Source organism: Rhizobium sp. C104 (assembly GCF_022354505.1).
Classification (GTDB): Bacteria; Pseudomonadota; Alphaproteobacteria; order Rhizobiales; family Rhizobiaceae; genus Rhizobium; species Rhizobium redzepovicii.
This window is the reverse complement of the sequence record NZ_CP092350.1, coordinates 485730-504681: the sequence shown is the minus strand read 5'-3', so window position 1 is coordinate 504681 and position 18952 is coordinate 485730. Positions and strand designations below refer to the sequence as shown.

The 18952-nt window shown below is 62.2% G+C and carries 15 protein-coding genes; 13 read left to right on the top strand and 2 right to left on the bottom strand.

Going from position 1 to position 18952, the window contains the following annotated elements:
• Nucleotides 1-124: 124 nt before the first annotated feature.
• From MF410_RS26775 to MF410_RS26720, 12 genes are all read left to right on the top strand, one after another.
• Nucleotides 125-2020 (top strand): ABC transporter ATP-binding protein, encoded by a 1896-nt coding sequence (locus MF410_RS26775; RefSeq protein WP_183854701.1) that lies wholly within the window; start codon nt 125-127, stop codon nt 2018-2020.
• Entirely contained in the window at nt 2014-3921 is a 1908-nt protein-coding gene (locus MF410_RS26770; RefSeq protein WP_222134862.1) for an ABC transporter substrate-binding protein, read from the top strand. The genes MF410_RS26775 and MF410_RS26770 overlap by 7 nt, the downstream gene beginning before the upstream one ends.
• Before the next feature lie 3 nt (nt 3922-3924).
• The gene (locus MF410_RS26765; RefSeq protein WP_088940698.1) at nt 3925-4923 is read left to right on the top strand and encodes an ABC transporter permease; all 999 of its coding nucleotides are present in this window, start codon (nt 3925-3927) and stop codon (nt 4921-4923) included.
• Nucleotides 4923-6095, top strand: a complete 1173-nt coding sequence (locus tag MF410_RS26760) for an ABC transporter permease (RefSeq protein ID WP_165503876.1) — start codon at nt 4923-4925, stop codon at nt 6093-6095. Before MF410_RS26765 ends, MF410_RS26760 begins: the two co-directional genes overlap by 1 nt.
• A gap of 97 nt (nt 6096-6192) precedes the next feature.
• Nucleotides 6193-7398 carry a glycosyltransferase family protein gene (locus tag MF410_RS26755; protein ID WP_097625635.1) on the top strand — a complete coding sequence of 402 codons (1206 nt, stop codon included), beginning with the start codon at nt 6193-6195 and terminating at the stop codon, nt 7396-7398.
• Between the two features lie 9 nt (nt 7399-7407).
• Nucleotides 7408-8652, top strand: a complete 1245-nt coding sequence (locus MF410_RS26750) for a glycosyltransferase (RefSeq protein WP_239620524.1) — start codon at nt 7408-7410, stop codon at nt 8650-8652.
• Entirely contained in the window at nt 8649-9797 is a 1149-nt protein-coding gene (locus MF410_RS26745; protein WP_222134882.1) for a glycosyltransferase, read from the top strand. The genes MF410_RS26750 and MF410_RS26745 overlap by 4 nt, the downstream gene beginning before the upstream one ends.
• 111 nt (nt 9798-9908) lie before the next feature.
• Nucleotides 9909-10604: a YafY family protein gene (locus MF410_RS26740; RefSeq protein ID WP_222134860.1), complete on the top strand. Its 696-nt coding sequence runs from the start codon at nt 9909-9911 to the stop codon at nt 10602-10604.
• Between the two features lie 66 nt (nt 10605-10670).
• Nucleotides 10671-11045, top strand: a complete 375-nt coding sequence (locus tag MF410_RS26735; RefSeq protein WP_097625639.1) for a VOC family protein — start codon at nt 10671-10673, stop codon at nt 11043-11045.
• A gap of 3 nt (nt 11046-11048) precedes the next feature.
• Entirely contained in the window at nt 11049-11501 is a 453-nt protein-coding gene (locus tag MF410_RS26730) for an EVE domain-containing protein (protein ID WP_097625640.1), read from the top strand.
• Nucleotides 11502-11878: 377 nt separating this feature from the next.
• Entirely contained in the window at nt 11879-14593 is a 2715-nt protein-coding gene (locus MF410_RS26725; protein WP_239620521.1) for an ABC transporter ATP-binding protein, read from the top strand.
• A 97-nt stretch (nt 14594-14690) separates the two neighbouring features.
• Nucleotides 14691-15158: a cyclic nucleotide-binding domain-containing protein gene (locus MF410_RS26720; protein ID WP_003563501.1), complete on the top strand. Its 468-nt coding sequence runs from the start codon at nt 14691-14693 to the stop codon at nt 15156-15158.
• Between the two features lie 262 nt (nt 15159-15420).
• Here MF410_RS26720 and MF410_RS26715 read toward each other — a convergent pair whose 3' ends face one another.
• The gene (locus MF410_RS26715; protein WP_179867110.1) at nt 15421-15978 is read right to left on the bottom strand and encodes an alpha/beta hydrolase; all 558 of its coding nucleotides are present in this window, start codon (nt 15976-15978) and stop codon (nt 15421-15423) included.
• 50 nt (nt 15979-16028) lie between these two features.
• Nucleotides 16029-17360: an MFS transporter gene (locus MF410_RS26710; RefSeq protein ID WP_097625642.1), complete on the bottom strand. Its 1332-nt coding sequence runs from the start codon at nt 17358-17360 to the stop codon at nt 16029-16031.
• Nucleotides 17361-17738: 378 nt separating this feature from the next.
• On the opposite strand from MF410_RS26710, the gene cyoA reads away from it, so the two are divergent.
• On the top strand, nt 17739-18932 hold the full coding sequence (gene cyoA, locus MF410_RS26705) for a ubiquinol oxidase subunit II (RefSeq protein WP_222134859.1): 1194 nt from the start codon (nt 17739-17741) through the stop codon (nt 18930-18932).
• The last annotated feature ends 20 nt before the right edge of the window (nt 18933-18952 follow it).

Here is an 18952-nt window from a genome sequence, read left to right as displayed (position 1 = left end):
TCTCGCCTGGGGAACTTCGGCGAGATGTGGCGGTTTTCCCTTGATTGTCATCAACTAGACACCCCGTTTGCGGTACGATAGTGTGCCTTAACGGGAACATAGAAGACTGGGGAATTTCATTGGTATGGCGTCTGCAGCCGATTTGTTGCGTATTGAAAATCTCGACGTCTCCTTCTCGGTTTTCGGCGACCGGCTGCGTGTCGTAAAGGAAGCCAATCTTCGCATCCTCCCGGGCAAGGTTACCGCTCTCGTCGGCGAATCCGGCTCCGGCAAGTCGGTGATCAGCCAGTCTGTGATGGGCATCCTGCCCAACCCGGCCAAGGCCTCCGGCAGCATTCTTTTCACCGATCCGCTCGACGGCAGCACGACCGATATCCTGTCGCTCTCGCGCGACAGTGAGGAAATGCGCGACCTGCGCGGCCGGCGCATGGCGACGATCTTCCAGGAGCCGATGACCTCGCTTTCGCCGCTGCATACGGTCGGAAACCAGATCAGCGAAGTGCTTTTGATCCATACCGAGATCGACAAGCAGGAAGCGCGTGAGAAGACCGAGGAAATGCTCGGCCTCGTCGGCTTCACCAATCCGCACCGCACCTACGACATGTATCCGTTCGAACTGTCCGGCGGCATGCGCCAGCGCGCAATGATCGCCATGGCGCTGATCTGCAAGCCGGCGCTGTTGATTGCCGACGAGCCGACGACGGCGCTCGACGTGACGATCCAGGCGCAGATCCTCGAATTGCTGCGCGAACTGCAGGCCAAGCTCGGCATGGCGATGCTGCTTATCACCCACGATCTCGGCATCGTCGCCAACATGGCAGACGAGGTGGTCGTCATCTATCACGGCGAGATCATGGAAGCCGGGCCGGTCGAAGCGATCTTCCGCAATCCGCAGCATGCCTATCTGAAGGCGCTGATGGCCGCCGTTCCGCATTTCGACATGAAGCCCGGCGAGCGGCTGAAGGCGCTGCGCGACGTGCCGGTCAATCTCGAGACCCTCGTCGGCAAGAAGAAGCCGTTGCAGGCGGAGGCGCCGGGCACGCTGCTTTCGGTCGCCAACCTCTCGAAAACTTATAAGACGCGCAAGCGCAGTTTTCTCGGCAAGCACGAAGCCGCCGTTGTGCACGCCGTCGACGACGTCAGCTTCGACATCCGGCGCGGCGAATGCCTTGGCCTTGTCGGCGAATCCGGTTGCGGCAAGACGACGCTCAGCAAGATCCTGATGCGCGCCATCACACCTGACAGCGGCTCGGTGGTGTTCAACGACGGCAAGGACGTGATCGACGTGCTTTCGGTACGCGGCGAGGCATTGCAGGACATGCGCACCAAGATCCAGATGGTGTTCCAGGATCCGGTCTCCTCGCTCTCGCCGCGCATGACGGTGCGCAACATCCTCAGCGAACCGCTGGAGATTCACGACCGCGGCGACAGTGACGAGCACAAGCGCAAGGTCGAAGGGCTGATGGCGGCGATCGGCCTCGACAAGCGTTACCTCAGCCGTTACCCGCACAGTTTTTCCGGCGGCCAGCGTCAGCGCATCGGCATTGCCCGCGCGCTTGCCCTCGGCCCGAAGCTCATCATCCTCGACGAGCCGGTCTCGGCCCTCGACGTCTCCGTCCAGGCGCAGATCCTCAACCTGTTGAAGGACCTGCAGAAGGAACTGGGGCTGACATATCTGTTCATCTCGCACAATCTCGCCGTCGTCGACTACATGGCCGACCGCATCGCCGTGATGTGCAAGGGCCGTATCGTCGAGATCGCGCCGCGTGAGATCATCCTGCGCGATCCGGTGCACCCCTATACGAAATCGCTGCTCGCCGCCGTCCCCTTCCCCGATCTCGATCGGCCGCTCGATTTCAAGGCGCTCCGGGAAAACGGCGCGGCAGACAAGCAAAACTGGGGTGTGACCTTCACCGCCGAGCATGACGACGCGGCCGAGCTTGCCTATGCCGATCTCGGCGACGGCCATCTGGTGCGCGCCCGCAAAGGCGCCGATGCCAAGGAGTTGCGAGGATGGTGACGCGTCGCACCTTTCTGGGCGGCCTTGTCGGCGCTGCAATCGCCCCTGCAGTGCTTCGGGCGGAGCCGGCCGGCGAGCCTGAGTTTCTCAAGGAGCGGCTGGCATCGGGCAGCCTGCCCCCGATGGCCGAGCGCATTCCCGCCCGCCCGCGCATCGTCAACCTGAAGGAGATGGGGCTTGCCCCCGGCAGCTACGGCGGCACGGTGCGCACCATCATCGGCAGCCAGCGCGACATCCGCTTCATGACGATCTACGGCTATGCCCGGCTGATCGGCTACAACAAGCACCTGCAGTTCCAGCCGGATATCCTCGCCGATTTCAGCTCGGAAGACGACACGGTCTTCACCTTCAGGCTGCGCGAAGGCCATAAATGGTCCGATGGAGAGCCGTTCACGGCTGACGACTTCCGCTACTGGTGGGAAGACGTGATCCTGAACGACAAGCTGACACCTGGCGGCGGCGCGCTGGAGCTTCGCCCGCACGGCAGCCTGCCGCGTTTCGAGGTGCTCGATCCGCTGACGGTGCGCTACACTTGGGAAAAACCCAACCCGATGTTCCTGCCCACGCTGGCAGGACCGATCCCGCTCGTCATCGTCGGGCCGGCGCATTATCTCAAGCAATTCCATAAGAAGTTCCAGCCCGACCAGGCGAAGATGGAACAGATGATGCAGACCAACCGCGTCAAGAAATGGCAGGACCTGCACATCAAGATGGCCCGCTCCTACCGGCCTGAGAATCCCAACCTGCCGACGCTCGATCCCTGGCGCAACACGACGGCACTGCCGGCCGAGCAGTTCGTCTTCGAGCGCAACCCGTTCTTCCACCGCGTCGACGAGACCGGCAGGCAGCTTCCCTATCTCGACCGGTTCATCCTCAACGTCTCCTCCTCGTCGATCATCGCCGCCAAGGCGGGTGCCGGCGAGGCCGACCTGCAGGCGACCGGCATCGACTTCAACGACTACACCTTTCTGAAAGAAGCTGAGAAGCGCTTCCCGGTGAAGGTCAATCTCTGGAAGGTGGCGCGCGGCTCGCGCATCACGCTGCTGCCGAACCTCAACTGCGCCGACGAGGTATGGCGCGGCCTTTTCCGCGACGTGCGCCTGCGCCGCGCCTTGTCGCTGGCGATCGACCGGCACGAGATCAACATGGTCGCCTTCTACGGCTTGGGCACGCCGAGCGCCGATACCGTCCTGCCCGACAGCCCGCTGTTCAAGCAGGAATATGCCGATGCCTTCGTGAAGTTCGATGCCGACGAGGCCAACCGGCTGCTCGACGAGATCGGCCTGACCAAGCGCGGCGATGACGGCATAAGGCTGCTGCCGGACGGGCGGCGCGCCGAGATCACCGTCGAGACCGCCGGCGAGAGCAATCTCGATACCGACGTGCTGGAGCTGGTGCACGATCACTGGGCTAATATCGGCCTTGCGCTTTATACACGCACGTCGCAGCGCGACGTCTTCCGCAACCGCGCCATGAGCGGTTCGATCATGATGTCGATCTGGTACGGCCTCGACAATGGTGTTCCCACCGCCGACATGTCACCCTCGGGGCTGGCGCCGACGCTGGACGATCAGTTGCAATGGCCGCTGTGGGGCATGCATTACCTCTCCGCCGGCCAGGAGGGCACCGCCCCCGACCTGCCGGAGGCGGCCGAACTGGTCGACCTGCTCGGCCAGTGGGGCTCGACGGCGAAATTCGAGGAGCGCCAGGTGATCTGGCACAAGATGCTGTCGCTCTATACGCAGCAGGTGTTCTCGATCGGGCTGATCAACAGCACGCTGCAGCCGGTCCTTTGCGCCGCCAAGCTGCAGAACCTGCCGGAGAAAGCCCTCTACGGCTTCGATCCCACCTCCTATCTCGGCATCTACATGCCGGATACATTCTGGTACAAGGAGGCCTGAGGCGTGCTCAGATACATTCTCTGGCGCATCGCCGCCATGGTGCCGACGCTCTTCGTCATTTCGGCGCTGGTTTTCACCATCATCGAGCTGCCGCCGGGCGACTTCTTCGAGAGCCAGATCGCCGAGCTGCGCGCCTCCGGCGAGACTGCCAACCTCCAGGAAATCGAGGAGATGCGCCAGCAATACGGCTTCGACAAGCCGGAGATCGTGCGCTATTTCTACTGGGTCGGCGGCATGCTGCACGGTGATTTCGGCTATTCCTTCGAATACCAGATGCCGGTTTCCGACGTGGTCGGCGAGCGCCTGTGGCTGACGATCCTCGTCTCCTTCACGACCATCCTGCTCACCTGGCTGATCGCCTTTCCGATCGGCATCTATTCGGCCACGCACCAGTATAGCTGGAGCGATTACGGGCTGACCTTCCTCGGCCTGCTCGGCATCGCCGTTCCGAATTTCATGCTGGCGCTGATCCTGATGTATTTCGCCAATATCTGGTTCGGCATCTCGATCGGCCATCTGATGGACCAGCAATATATCTCGGCGCCGATGAGCTGGGAGAAGGCGCGATCGATCCTCTCCCACCTGTGGATTCCCGTCATCATCGTCGGCACGGCGGGGACTGCCGGCATGATCCGGCGGCTGCGCGCCAACCTGCTCGACGAGATGCAGAAGCAATATGTGACGACGGCGCGCGCCAAGGGCCTGCATCCGATGCGGGCGCTGTTGAAATATCCGCTGCGCATGGCGCTCAACTTCTTCGTCGCCGATATCGGCTCGATCCTGCCGTCGATCATTTCAGGCGCCGAGATCGTCGCGATCGTGCTGTCGCTGGAGACGACGGGACCGATGCTGATCAAGGCGCTGCAAAGCCAGGACATGTATCTCGCCGGCTCCTTCCTGATGTTCCTCGCCTTCCTCAACGTCATCGGCGTTCTGATCTCCGACATCGCCCTCGGCTTCCTCGATCCCCGCATCCGTCTGCAAGGCAGGAGCACCAAATAATGTCGCCCCTTCCCGCGCCCGGCGCGCCGCTTCCCCATTACGTCTCGACCGCGCCCTTCGATCCGCTGGCGACAGAAACGATGACGGCGGCGCAATCGCGCATCCATCTCGCTTCGCAGAAACAGCTGATGTGGTGGAAGTTCAAGCAGCACAGGCTGGCCTTGATCTCCGGCATCTTTCTCGCCGCCGTCTACGCGATGATTCTGATCGTCGAGTTCCTGGCGCCCTACGGCCTGCATACGCGCAATGTCGATTTCATCCATGCGCCACCGCAGCGCGTCCATTTCTTCGACAAGGGCAATTTCGTCGGCCCCTTCGTCTATGGCCGCAGCATGACGCTGGATCTCGACACGCTGCACCGCGTCTATACCGACCGGCCGAACGACGTGCAGCCGATCCGTTTTTTCTGCCGCGGCGATGCCTATAAATTCTGGGGTTTTGCGGCCTCGAACTATCATCTGGTCTGCCCGGCGATCGGCGGGCAGATGTTCCTGCTCGGCACCGACCGGCTCGGCCGCGACGTTCTCTCGCGCATTCTTTACGGCGCGCGGATATCGCTGACGATCGGCCTGATCGGCATTTCGATCAGCTTCCTGCTCGGCATCGTCATCGGCGGCCTTGCCGGTTATCGCGGCGGCATTTTCGATCTCGTCGTCCAGCGCCTGATCGAAGTGCTGCAATCGCTGCCGAGCCTGCCGCTATGGATGGCGCTGGCCGCCATCATGCCGGTGACCTGGAGCCCGATCGTCATCTATTTCGGCATTACCGTCATCCTCGGCATCATCGACTGGACGGGACTGGCGCGAGCCGTGCGCTCCAAGCTTCTGGCACTGCGCGAGGAGGATTACGTCCAGGCGGCACAGCTGATGGGCGCCAGTACGCCGCGCATCATCGGCCGGCATCTGGTGCCGGGCTTCATGTCGCATCTGATTGCCTCGGCGACGATTTCGATCCCCGGCATGATCCTCGGCGAGACCGCGCTCTCCTTCCTTGGCCTCGGCCTTCGCCCGCCGATCACCAGCTGGGGCATTCTGCTGACCGAGGCAAAAAGCGTCAGCGTTATCGCCTTTTATCCTTGGCTGCTCTATCCGATCATTCCTGTTGTTCTTGTCATTTTGGCGTTCAACTTTCTGGGAGACGGCTTGCGTGATGCGGCAGATCCCTACAAATAGCAGAAAACCCGGCGGCGCCTTATGGCACCGCCCCCGCCACGTGGCCTCCGGACGGTGGGGGTACTAACGCATGCTGTTCACCCCGGAGGGAACACCCATGGCCAGACGTCTAGAAGATGCGCGCATCCTCATGTACAGTCACGACACCTTCGGCCTCGGCCATCTCAGGCGCTGTCGCGCCATTGCCCATGCGCTGGTCGAGGATTATCGCGGCCTCAACATCCTGATCATTTCGGGCGCGACGATCGCCGGCGCCTTCGACTACCGCGCCCGCGTCGACTTCGTGAAGATCCCGAGCGTCATCAAGCTGCGCAACGGCGAATATACCTCGCTTGCCAGCCATATCGACCTGCACGAAACGCTGAAGATGCGCGAATCGAGCATCCGCCACACCGCCGAGACCTTCCAGCCCGACATCTTCATCGTCGACAAGGAGCCGATGGGATTGAAGGGCGAGGTCGAGGATACGCTCGCCTATCTCAAGGCCCGCGGCACCGTGCTGGTGCTCGGCCTGCGCGAAATCATGGACGCGCCGCATCTGCTCGACGCCGAGTGGAAGAGGAACGGCATCATGCAGAAGATCGACCAATATTACGACAGCGTCTGGGTCTATGGTCCGCCTGATTTCTACGATCCGCTTATGGGTCTCGACGTGCCGGCCAGCCTGCGCCGAAAGATGGATTTCGTCGGCTTTCTGCAGCGCAGCGTCTCCAAGGGCAAGAGCTCGATCAACGCCCGCAAGGATAATTACCTCCTGGTCACCACAGGCGGCGGCGGCGACGGCTCCGATCTCGTGCACGACGTGATGAACGCCTACGAGGCCGATCCGACGCTGACGCAGAAAGCGCTTGTCGTGCTCGGGCCCTATATGCCGGCCGCCGAGCGGGCCAAGCTGGTGCAGAAGGGCGAAGCCATCCCCTATATCGAGGTGATCGAGTTCGACAACCACATGGAAGAGCTGATCGACGGCGCCACCGGCGTCGTCGCCATGGGCGGCTACAACACCTATTGCGAGATCCTTTCCTTCGACAAACCGGCCCTCATCGTGCCGCGCGTCAAGCCGCGCGAGGAACAGCTGCTTCGTGCCCAGCGGGCAAGCGCGCTCGGCCTTGTCGATATGCTGCTGCCGGAACAATCGGCCGATCCCACCATCATGTCCGAGGCTCTGAAACGTCTGCCTTCCCGCCTGCCGCCGTCGAAGAGCGGCAGCAACATGCATCTTGAAGGGCTGGACCACATCTCGCAGACGGTCGGGCGATGGATCGACGGCCGCGCCAGCCACCTTTCCCTCGTCGCGGAATAGGGCACAGCCTTGCCGCCACGCCGCAAGATCCTCGTCGTGCTGAAAGGCTATCCCCGCCTTTCGGAAACCTTCATCGCCCAGGAGCTGCTCGGCTTGGAAAAGGCCGGCTTCGACCTGACGCTGATTTCGATGCGCCGGCCGACCGACAAGAAGCGCCATCCCGTGCATGACGAGATCAGGGCGCGGGTCGTCTACCTGCCGGAATATCTGCATGAGGAGCCGATCCGCGTGCTGAAAGGCCTGGTTGCCGGCTTCTCAAAACCCGGCTTCAAGGTCCTGATCAAACGTTTCCTCGCCGACCTCAAGCGCGACATCTCCCGCAACCGCTTCCGCCGTCTCGGCCAGGCGCTGGTGCTGGGACGCGAATGGCCGGATAGGGGCGAATGGCTGCATGCCCATTTCATCCACACGCCGGCTTCGGTGACGGAATATTCAAGCATCCTCACTGGCACACCCTGGACTTGTTCGGCCCATGCCAAGGATATCTGGACGTCGCCCGACTGGGAGCTGCAGGAAAAACTCGGCAGCGCCCGCTGGGCCGTCACCTGCACCAGGACAGGTTATGAGCACATGCGCGCCCTGACATCCCGCAAGGATGCCGTGCACCTGAGTTACCACGGTCTCGATCTTGCCCGTTTCGGCCATTTTGCCGGCGAGCGTTCTGAGAGAACCGGCAGCGACCCTGACGATCCCGCCTTCATCCTCAGCGTCGGCCGGGCCGTCGAGAAGAAGGGCTATGACGTGCTGCTGCGCGCGCTCGCCCTGCTATCCCAGGACCTTCATTGGCGCATGGACCATATCGGCGGCGGCGAGGAGCTTGCCAAACTGAAGGCGCTCGCCAGCGAGCTCGGACTCTCCAACCGCATCGTCTGGAAGGGCGCCATGGCGCAGGAAGACGTGCTCGATCACTACCGCCGCGCCGACCTCTTCGCGCTCGCCTGCCGGATCGCCGCCAATGGCGACCGCGACGGCCTGCCGAACGTGCTTGTGGAGGCTTCGAGCCAGCGCCTCGTCTGCCTCTCGACGGCGGTATCCGGCGTGCCGGAACTTTTGGAGGACGGCGAAAACGGCCTGGTCGTGCCGCCGGAGGATCCGGGTAGGCTTGCCAAAGCGCTGGAGACGGCGATCCGCAACCCGGCGCTCCGCAAGCGCCTCGGCGACGCCGCTGAAAGGCGGGTGCGCGACGATTTCGACTATCACTCCAGCATTCGGCAGCTCACCGGCCTGTTCGAGGCCGAATGGCAGAAGTCATGACGGCACCGCGCATCTTTTTCTACGTCCAGCACCTGCTCGGCATCGGCCACATCGCCCGCGCCAGCCGCATCGCCAATGCGCTCGTCAAGGACGGTTTCGACGTCACGGTGGTCACCGGCGGCCTGCCGGTGCCGGGTTTTTCCGGCGACGGCGTCAAGACCGTGGCCCTGCCGCCGGTCGTCGCCAGCAATGCCGGCTTTTCCGGCCTCGCCGACGCCGATGGCCGCCCCGCCGGTGAGGATTTCCTCAATGCCCGCCGCGATCTGCTGCTTGAGGCCTTCCATGCCGCCAGGCCCGATGTCGTGATCATCGAAGCCTTCCCCTTCGGCCGGCGGCAGATGCGCTTCGAACTGCTGCCGCTGCTGGCGGCGATCGACAAAACCGAACCGCGGCCGAAACTCTTAAGCTCGGTGCGCGACATCCTGCAAGAAAACCGCAAGGCCGGCCGCGACGCGGAGACGGCAGCATTGGTCAAGGATCATTTCGATGCGGTGCTCGTCCATGGCGATCCCGATTTCACCAGGCTTGAGGATACTTTTCCGCTGACGGCAGAGATCGCCGACAGGTTGCGTTATACCGGCCTCGTCGCAGCGCCGCCGGCGCCGGAACCGACTGAAACCTTCGAGATTATCGCATCGGCAGGCGGCGGCGCGGTCGGGGCGGCGTTGATCGGCGCGGCAAAAGACGCGGCCGCCCTCCTGCCCGGCAACCTTCGCTGGCTGCTGATAGCAGGCCCGAATCTGCCGGAAGCCGATTTCGCGGCATTGTCTGAGGATGCGGCACCAAACGTGACGCTGGTCCGCTTCCGCAAGGATTTTCCCTCGCTGCTGCGCAGCGCCAAGGTCTCGATCTCGCAGGCAGGCTACAACACCGTCGGCGATCTCCTGCGTACCGAATGCCGGGCAATCCTCATCCCCTTCGTCGCCGGCGGCGAAACCGAACAGACGGTGCGCGCCGAGCGGCTGCAGGCGCTTGGTTTCGCCGACATACTGCCCGAAACGGGACTGACGCCCGGCCATGTGAAGGAGGCGGTCGAAAAAGCGCTCGCCGCGCCGCGCCGCGGGGCAGTCTCGCTCGATCTCCACGGCGCTGAGAAGACCGCCGGCATAATCCGCTCCATGCTGGTCGGCAATTCGAAGTCTTGAGTATCTCAATGAGCGCAGGCGGCTAAAGAAGTGGGCGCACGGTTTCGGCAAATCCGGGCAAATCTCGTCCTGCCAGTATCTGGCAGCAGCAAGCCTGTATAAGCTTACCGCATGTCCCGTTCCGAACGCCTTCTCGACCTTCTCCAGGTATTGCGCCGCCACCGCCGGCCGGTCAGTGGCGGGGTGCTGGCCGACGAGATCGGCGTCAGTATCCGCACCCTCTATCGGGATATCGCCAGCCTTCAGGCCCAAGGCGCAGCGATCGAGGGCGAACCGGGTGTCGGTTATATTTTGAAACCCGGATTTCTCCTGCCGCCGCTGATGTTTCCGCCGGAGGAGATCGAAGCGCTCGTCCTTGGTTCCCGATGGGTGGCGGATAGAGGGGACGATCATTTGCGCGATGCGGCGCGAAATGCGCTGGCGCGGATTGCCGCCGTGCTGCCGCCCGAATTGCGCGACGCACTGGATGCATCCGCCCTCCTGGTGGGGCCTGGGGTCAAACTCCCTGTCGACCAGGTCGATCCGGCGCTTCTGCGCAAGGCGATCCGCACCGAACGCAAGCTTTTGATCTCCTATAGCGACGGGGCCGGCGTGGCATCGGAGCGTGTGGTGTGGCCGTTCGCGCTGGCTTTTTTCGACCAGGTGCGCCTCCTTCTCGGCTGGTGCGAACTGCGCCAGGATTTCCGCTCGTTTCGCACGGATCGAATTGTTCATGCGCAGGTGCTCGACGCACGGTATCCCAAGCGCCGGCAGGCGCTGCTGAAACAATGGCGGGAGATCCAGGGAATATCGCATCGTGACGCATGATACTGCCAGAAATTGGCAGTGTCTGGTCATAAGCTTCTACTGTCCAACGAACAACAGGAGCGCCTTATGACCGCCAGCAACAGCATTCTTCTCTACGTGACCGATGCCCCGACAAGCGCCCGCTTCTACACCAGCCTGCTCGGGAAGGAGCCCGTGGAGGCGAGCGCGACCTTCGCCATGTTCATCTTGCCCTCCGGCCTGGGGCTCGGTCTCTGGGGCAAAGCGGGCGTGGAGCCCGCGCCGGCAGCAGCGGGCGGCGGCTGCGACATAGGTTTTAAGGTCGCGACATCAGACATCGTCGATGCGACCCACGCCGATTGGCGGGCCAAGGGCGCTGATATCGTCATGGCGCCGACCGATCTCGATTTCGGCCGAAGCTTTGTCGCCGCCGATCCCGATGGGCATCGCCTGCGCGTCTACACCTTGACCGAGGAGGGTTGAGCCATGGCCAGAGCCTGGATCGCCGTCGCTTCCGCAGAGCATGTCCGCATCGGCCGTCAAGCCGGCTTCATGCAGGTCTGTCACGGCAAGGCATCACCCCTCAGGCGCATCACGCCTGGGGATCGCGTGATCTACTACTCGCCCACCGTCGTCTTTGGCGGCAAGGACCGCCTGCAGGCTTTCACCGCGATCGGCGCGGCTCGTGACGGCGCGCCATACCAGGTGGAGATGGAAAGCGGTTTCAGGCCCTGGCGTCGCGATGTCGATTGGCAGCCGGCAGAGGAAACCCCGATCCGGCCCCTGCTTGACCGGCTGGCCTTCACACGGGTCGGCCCCAATTGGGGCTATCAGCTTCGCTTCGGTTTGTTCGGCATCAGTGATGAGGATGCCGACATGATCGCGGAAGCGTTGAGCTGCTCCACTGCAAACGCCATGCTGCGAGCAGTCGCGGCTTGAGCGCGACCTCTCTTGAGATCTGCAATTGACGAGCCCCCGGGTTTTTCCGGGGGTTTCTTTTGCTCGCAGCGCCGATCTCCGGATGACCGCCGAGCCGCCTGCTGCCCCGCATTTCCGTTAATCGGAATCGATTCAAGGATAAAATTATTCAGCAATTCCAAGTGCTACGGTGTCCTTTTCGCGTCTTTTCAGACGCACGGCGCTGCAATCCAAAATTCCTGTGATATAAGCAAAGTTCCGGCGAGAATCGGCCTTTCTGCAGCCGGTCTCTTCGCCTTGTTTTCATTGCGATATCGGCGGTCCGGCTGCATGGTCCTGTTCTCAGAATTGCTCCCCATCCCGGCCCCCGGAATTTCCCAGCACGCTGACGGTTAGCCATGGAAAAAAGCCTCGCCCGCTACATCTGGAAGAACACGCGGCTGCAGCAGCTGTGGATTCTGGCCGTCGTCGCCGCCTCGATGGTGCCCTATTTCCTGTCTTTCGACCTGCCGAAGCAGATCGTCAACGGACCGATCCAGGGCGACGGTTTCGAAGGTCCAGGCGCAAGGCAGACCTTCATGCACATCGCCTACGACATTCCGCTGATCGGCCATGTCGAATTTTTTCAAGGCTTGCAGCTCAACCGTTTCCAGATGCTGATGGCCCTCAGCCTGGTGTTCCTTGCGCTGGTGGTGCTGAACGGCCTCTTCAAGTTCTATATCAACACCTATAAGGGCCGGCTCGGCGAGCGCATGCTGCGCCGTATCCGCTTCGAACTGATCGACCGGGTCTTACGTTTTCCGCCTATCCACTTCAAGCGGGTGAAATCGGCCGAGATCGCCACGATGATCAAGGACGAGGTGGAGCCGATGGGCGGCTTCACCGGTGATGCCTTCGTCTCGCCTGCCCTTCTCGGCGGCCAGGCGATCACCGCCCTCGCCTTCATCATCGTCCAGAATTTCTGGCTCGGCATGATCGCCGCCGGCATCGTTGGCGTACAGGCCGTCGTCATTCCCCGCATGCGCAAGCGCCTGCTGGACCTTGGCCGCCAGCGGCAGCTGACGGCGCGCGAGCTTTCCGGCCGTGTCGGCGAAATCGTCGACGGCATCGGCACGATCCACGGCAACGACACCTCCAACCTCGAGCGCGCCGACATTGCCTCGCGGCTCGGCCGGATCTTTTCGATCCGTTACGACCTTTACCAGTGGAAGTTCCTGGTGAAGTTCATCAACAACTTCCTTGCCCAGGTGACACCCTTCCTGTTCTACGCGATCGGCGGCTACTTGGCGCTGCAGGGCCGGCTCGACATCGGCCAGCTCGTCGCCGTCATATCAGCCTACAAGGACCTGCCCGGGCCATTGAAGGAGCTGATCGACTGGGACCAGATGCGCCAGGACGTGCAGGTGAAGTACCAGCAGGTCTACGAGCAGTTCAATGTCGAGCCGCTGATCGACAGCCGCATCCAGGAGCTGGCCACCGCCCCCGTCGGCGCGCTGACGAGTGCGCTCGTCGTCACCAATCTCTCACTCTCCGACGACAGCGGCGCCCGCCTCGTCGACCACGTCTCCGTCGAGATCAAGCCGAACGAGACGGTGGCGATCGTCGGCCCGAACGGCAGCGGCGCGGAAGCCTTCGCCGAAGCGCTCGGCCGCATGGTCTGGCCCGATTCCGGCCGCATCACCATCGACGGCCGCGACCTGCTGGATCTGCCGGAATCGATCACCGGCCGGCGGATCTCCTATGCCTCGGCCGATACCTTCTTCTTCCACGGCACGCTCGCCAGCAATCTGCTTTACGGCCTCAAACACGCGCCGATGACCGATCCCGTCTACGACGAGAAGGAAGCGCTCGAATATAAATGGCATTCCGTCGAGGCAGTGAAGGCCGGCAATCCGACGCTCGATCTCAACAGCGACTGGGTGGATTACCAGGCGGCCGGCGCCAGCGGGCCGGAGGATCTGCTGAAAGCCATCCGGCCGGTGCTCGACGCCGTGCTGATCTCGCAGGACATCCTCGACCTGGCGCTGCGCTCGACCGTCAATACCGACGTGCATGTCGCGGTCAGCGACCATGTCGTCGCCCTGCGCGCTTCGCTGAGAGACCGGCTGCGCGACGAAGGGCTCGACGGCATCGTCGTGCCATTCGACTTCGACGCCTATAACCCCCAGGCAACGGTCGGCGAAAACCTGCTCTTCGGCACGATGAAGCGACCGCTGATGACCAATCGCCGGCTTGCCGCCCATCCCTATTTCCAGCAGCTGTTCCGCGAGACGGGCTTGAGCACCGATCTCTACGCCATGGGCTTGGAGATTGCACAGAACGCCGTCGAACTCTTCCACGACCTGCCGCCGGACCATCCGTTCTTCCAGCAACTGACGTTCATGACGGCGGACGACATTCCGACCTACCAGGCGCTGCTGCAGAAGCTGCAAAGCCGCCGCTTCGAGGACGCCACACCCGAGGAACGCTCGGCCATCATCCGGCTGAGCTTTGCCTATATCGAACCGCGCCACCGCTTCGGTCTGCTGACCGACGAGCTGATGGACAAGATCGTCAGCGCCCGCAAGCAGTTCCACGAGCATATCCCGGCCGATCTTGGCGAGCTGATCGAGCGCTACGACGCCGAGCGTTTCACCCCGTCGGCAAGCCTGATGGACAATGTGCTCTTCGGCCGCATCGCCTACCAGCAGGCCGACGCCTCCGATCGCATCCGCGCCATCATGGGCGAACTCTTCGACGCGCTCGATCTTTATGACGATGTCCTGTCGATCGGGCTGGAATTCGACGTCGGCTCCGGTGGCAAGCGGCTGACCATGGTGCAGCGGCAGAAGCTCAACCTGGCGCGTGCGCTGTTGAAACGCTCGGACTATTTCATCTTCAACCGGCCGCTGTCGGCGCTCGACCAGCGCGTTCAGGACCAGATCACCCGCAACATCGTCCAGGACCTGCACGAGGAAGGCAAGCGGCCGTCGATCATCTGGGTGCTCTCCAATGCGCGCCTTGCCGAGATGTTCGACCGGATCCTGCTCTTCGACCGCGGCGGCTTGGCCGAAGCTGGAAACTATCCCGAACTTTCCGAGAAAAACGGGATGTTCAAGGAACTGTTATCGTAATATTCTATAGGGGCGGCGATGGTAGGTGTTCCCGGGGGACGCCAGGAATTGAAGGCGCCAGGTTCCAAGAACCCTGCGTCAGGGGATTGAAACGCTCATGCTGTTGAGAGACGAAGTGGAAATGCTGCGGCGCGTGCCGATCTTTTCAAGGATCGCGCCAGCCAAGCTCAAGCTTTTGGCCTTCACCTCCGACCGCATGACCTACAAGGCCGGACAGAACCTCTTCCATCAGGGCGATGTGGGCGACGCTGCCTATGTCATCCTCTCCGGCACCGCCGATATCATCGTCTCCTCGCCGGCCGGCGAGATCAAGGTCGCCGATGTCGAACTCAATTCCATCGTCGGCGAAATCGCCATCCTCTGCGATGTCTCGCGCACGGCAACGGTGCGCGCCACCTCGCCGCTCGAGGTGCTGCGCATCAGCAAGGAACACTTCCTGAAGCTGCTCAGCGACTTCCCCGAAATGGCCGTTGAAATCATGCGCGTGCTCGCCGACCGCCTGAACCACACCACCGCGGAACTGACGGCGGCCCGGGCTGCGAAGCAGCCGCAAATGGCGCAATAAGATTGCAGATCGAGATTTCGGTGGCCATTTTTGCGTGCCGTGGACCACGGCACAATATTTCCACATGTTTGAGTTTTTGGCGGACACGATAGGCCACGAAAAACGATGTGCGTGAAATGACCAGTTCGCGCGCCATCTTCTTCAACAACTTCGTGCGGAATCCAGACCGCCTTCGGATCAGCTCCCCTCCGGCAGGCCGATGAGGGGCTGGCGACCCGGCGGAGTAGCCTACTAAGGTCAGCCGAAGTGACGCAGATATGCGCTATGCGAAGAGGCCTTCGATGAAAGCGGCAATCTCTGCCCGTAACGGAGATCCAGCTGTCAGCGCGTCGGTACGGTAAAAATCGTGCTGCTTGCCGGCATAGGATTTCCAACGCTTGGGAACAATGTTGTTCCAGCTTTCAGGCGGCCGATATGGATCGAGTTCTCCCCAGGCTACCATTGTGGGTATATGCAATGGAGACGTTTCGAAGCGCAATCTGGTTGATGACACGCAGATCAGGGCCTCAAGCTCCAGCCCCTCTTTGACCGCATTCCACAAAGCAGTTCCACCGGCGCTAAAACCGATCCCTAAGCACGTGCGTCCGTCCATCTCGCGAAGTGCCCGAACCGCATGCCGCATGCCGTCTTCGTTGAAAAGATGGTGGTGGAGCTCGTCTCCGCGCAGACCGGCGCCACCGCTCAGGTCGGCCAGCTGTAGTAAGCGGTGCTCAGGGCACCCAACATCCAAGAGTTCGGCGAAAGTTCCGGGAAAGCCGTGGATATCGCTCACGACCAACAAGTGCTTCATCAATTTGGCGGCGCCGCTCTTCGATACCATAGAGAATGAGGCAGCACGCCGGACTTTTCGGCGTGCTGCTGCAGTTTACACTATTCGCGCTGTTCCAGTGCCCTGCTGAAGGCGAGCGCCGCCAGCGTGCAAATGGCGCCAGAGAGCAGGTAGTAGCCGACGAAGGTCAGGCCGAAGCGGCTGGAGAGGCTGAGCGCTACCAGCGGCGCGAAGCCGGCGCCGATCAGCCAGGCGAGGTCCGAGGTGAAGGCAGCACCCGTGTAACGATAGCCGCGGCCGAAGCGCGAGGAGATCGAGCCGGTCGCCTGGCCGAAGGACAGGCCGAGCACGCCGAAGCCGATGATGACGAAGGCGTCATGGCCGCTGTTGCCCGACGCGATCAGCATCGGCCCGACGAAGCTGAAGACGGCGATGATGACCGCACAGATGGCAAGCTGGGCGCGCCGGCCGATGCGGTCGGCGATCAGGCCCGACGCGACGATGGCGACGATGCCGACCATGGCGCCGACCACCTGCACCACCATGAAGGCGCCGATCGGCTGGTTGCCGTAAAGGCTCATCCAGCCGAGCGGGAAAATGGTGACGAGGTGGAACATGGCGAAACTGGCGAGCGGCACGAAGGCGCCGATCAGGATGTCGCGGCCATGAACGCGCAGCACGTCGAGGATCGGTGCAGCCTCGAGCTCGTGCTGTTCGAGCAGCGTGCCGAATTCCTTGGTCATGACCAGGCGCAGACGCGCAAACAGCGCCACGACGTTGATCGCGAAGGCGACGAAGAACGGATAACGCCAGCCCCAGGAGAGGAAATCCTCGCTGGAAAGATTGGCGACGAAATAACCGAACAGCGTGCTTGCCAGCGCAAAGCCGATCGGCGCGCCGAGCTGCGGGATCATCGCATACCAGCCGCGGTGATTGGCCGGCGCATTGAGCGCCAGCAGCGAGGCAAGACCGTCCCAGGCGCCGCCGAGCGCAAAACCCTGGCCGAGACGGAAGAGCGCCAAGAGCGCGATCGACCAGACGCCGATCTCCTCGTAACCCGGCAGGAAGGCGATCGAGGCCGTCGAGCCGCCGAGCAGGAAGAGCGCGATGGTCAGTTTGGTGCCGCGCCCGTACATCCGGTCAATCGTCATGAAGACGACGGAGCCGACGGGACGAGCGAGGAAGGCGAGCGAGAAGATGGCGAAGGAATAGAGCGTGCCCGTCAGCCGGTCGGGCGCAAATGGGAAGACGAGCTGTGGAAAGACCAGGACGGAGGCGAGGCCGTAGACGAAGAAATCGAAGAATTCCGACATGCGGCCGATGACCACGCCGATGGCGATGCTGCCTGGCGAAACCGGTTTGTCGTCGTGAATACGCCGCGCGTCGCGTTCCAGCGACGATGACGACGGTCCGTAATGCGATGTTGTTGCCATAAACGCCTCCTCGTTAAGGCGCTTCCGGCAAGGCGCCCCAAGCGTGATCTTGATCAAACCCGCAGGCTTATCAAGTCCGCAAGACTGAAATAGTTGATCATCGCGGCGCAAATGAAGTGTGGATGGGAAAAATTTGCGTGATCCGGACGGTGATTTCCCCTGCAAATGCTGGCCTGGCCGGTTCTTGCGGATATATTGAGTTGAAACATGCGCTGGCGAAAGAATCCTTCTGGATTTCCTCAGGATTTCAACGCTATAGGACAACGGCATTTACGCCGCAGTGCGGCATGCTTGCTGCACTGCGACCAAACACCTCATGTCGCGATCTGGTTCAGTGCTTTAGTCGCGGAACAAACGAAACAACAAGAGCTTAGAGACGTGCCAAAACTCATGAAGTTTTCCCGCCTTCTATCCGTCTTGCCGCTGCTTTTCCTGGCAGGATGCAACATGGTGGTCATGGCGCCGTCCGGCGACATCGCCGTGCAACAGCGTGATCTCATCGTCATCTCGACGGTGCTGATGCTTCTGATCATCATCCCGGTGATCTTCCTGACGCTGCTCTTCGCCTGGCGCTACCGCCACTCCAACACGGCCGCAACCTATGCGCCGGAATGGCACCATTCGACCCGCCTCGAAATCGTCATCTGGGCTGCACCCCTGGCGATCATCATCGCGCTCGGCGCCGTCACCTGGATTTCCACCCATAAGCTCGATCCCTACCGCCCGCTCGACCGCCTCGATGCGGCGCGCGCCATCCCGGCCGATACCAAGCCGCTGACCGTCGAGGTCGTGGCGCTCGACTGGAAGTGGCTGTTCTTCTATCCCGAACTCGGCATCGCCACCGTCAACGAGCTCGCCGCGCCCGTGGATATGCCGATCAATTTCAAGATTACCGCCTCCTCGGTGATGAACTCCTTCTATATCCCCGCCCTTGCCGGCCAGATCTACGCCATGCCGGGCATGGAGACCAAGCTGCACGCGGTCATCAACAAAGAGGGCGAGTATGAGGGCTTCTCCGCCAATTACAGCGGCTCGGGTTTCTCGCATATGCGCTTCAAGTTCCACGGCCTCACCCGCGAAGGCTTCGACGCCTGGGTGGCCAAGGTCAAGCAGCAGGGCACCATACTTAACCGCGACGCCTATCTGAAGCTCGAAAAGCCGAGCGAGAAGGAGCCGGTGCGCTATTATGCCGGCGCCGATGCCGATCTCTACGAGGCCATCCTCAACATGTGCGCCACGCCGGGCAAGATGTGCATGAACGAGATGATGCACATCGACATGACGGGCGGCGGCGGCAAGGAAAGTGCCGAGAATCACGACAAGCTGCAATATGACAATCGCCATGCCGACGAAGGCATCGTGGCGCCTGCCGCCACCGTGCCGGCGACGGGTGCTCCGGCGCGCAGCGAACCGGCCAACACAAGCGATGGCAACAGCATGCAGCACGACATGCCCGGCATGCAGGGCATGGACAGCACGCCCGGTGCGGGCATGCGGCATGACGGCCATTCCATGCCCGGCATGAACAACGGCGCCGATCCGGCGCCGGCGCAGCTCAACAACAACAATTAACCTGGCGCTTTGCGTCGCAA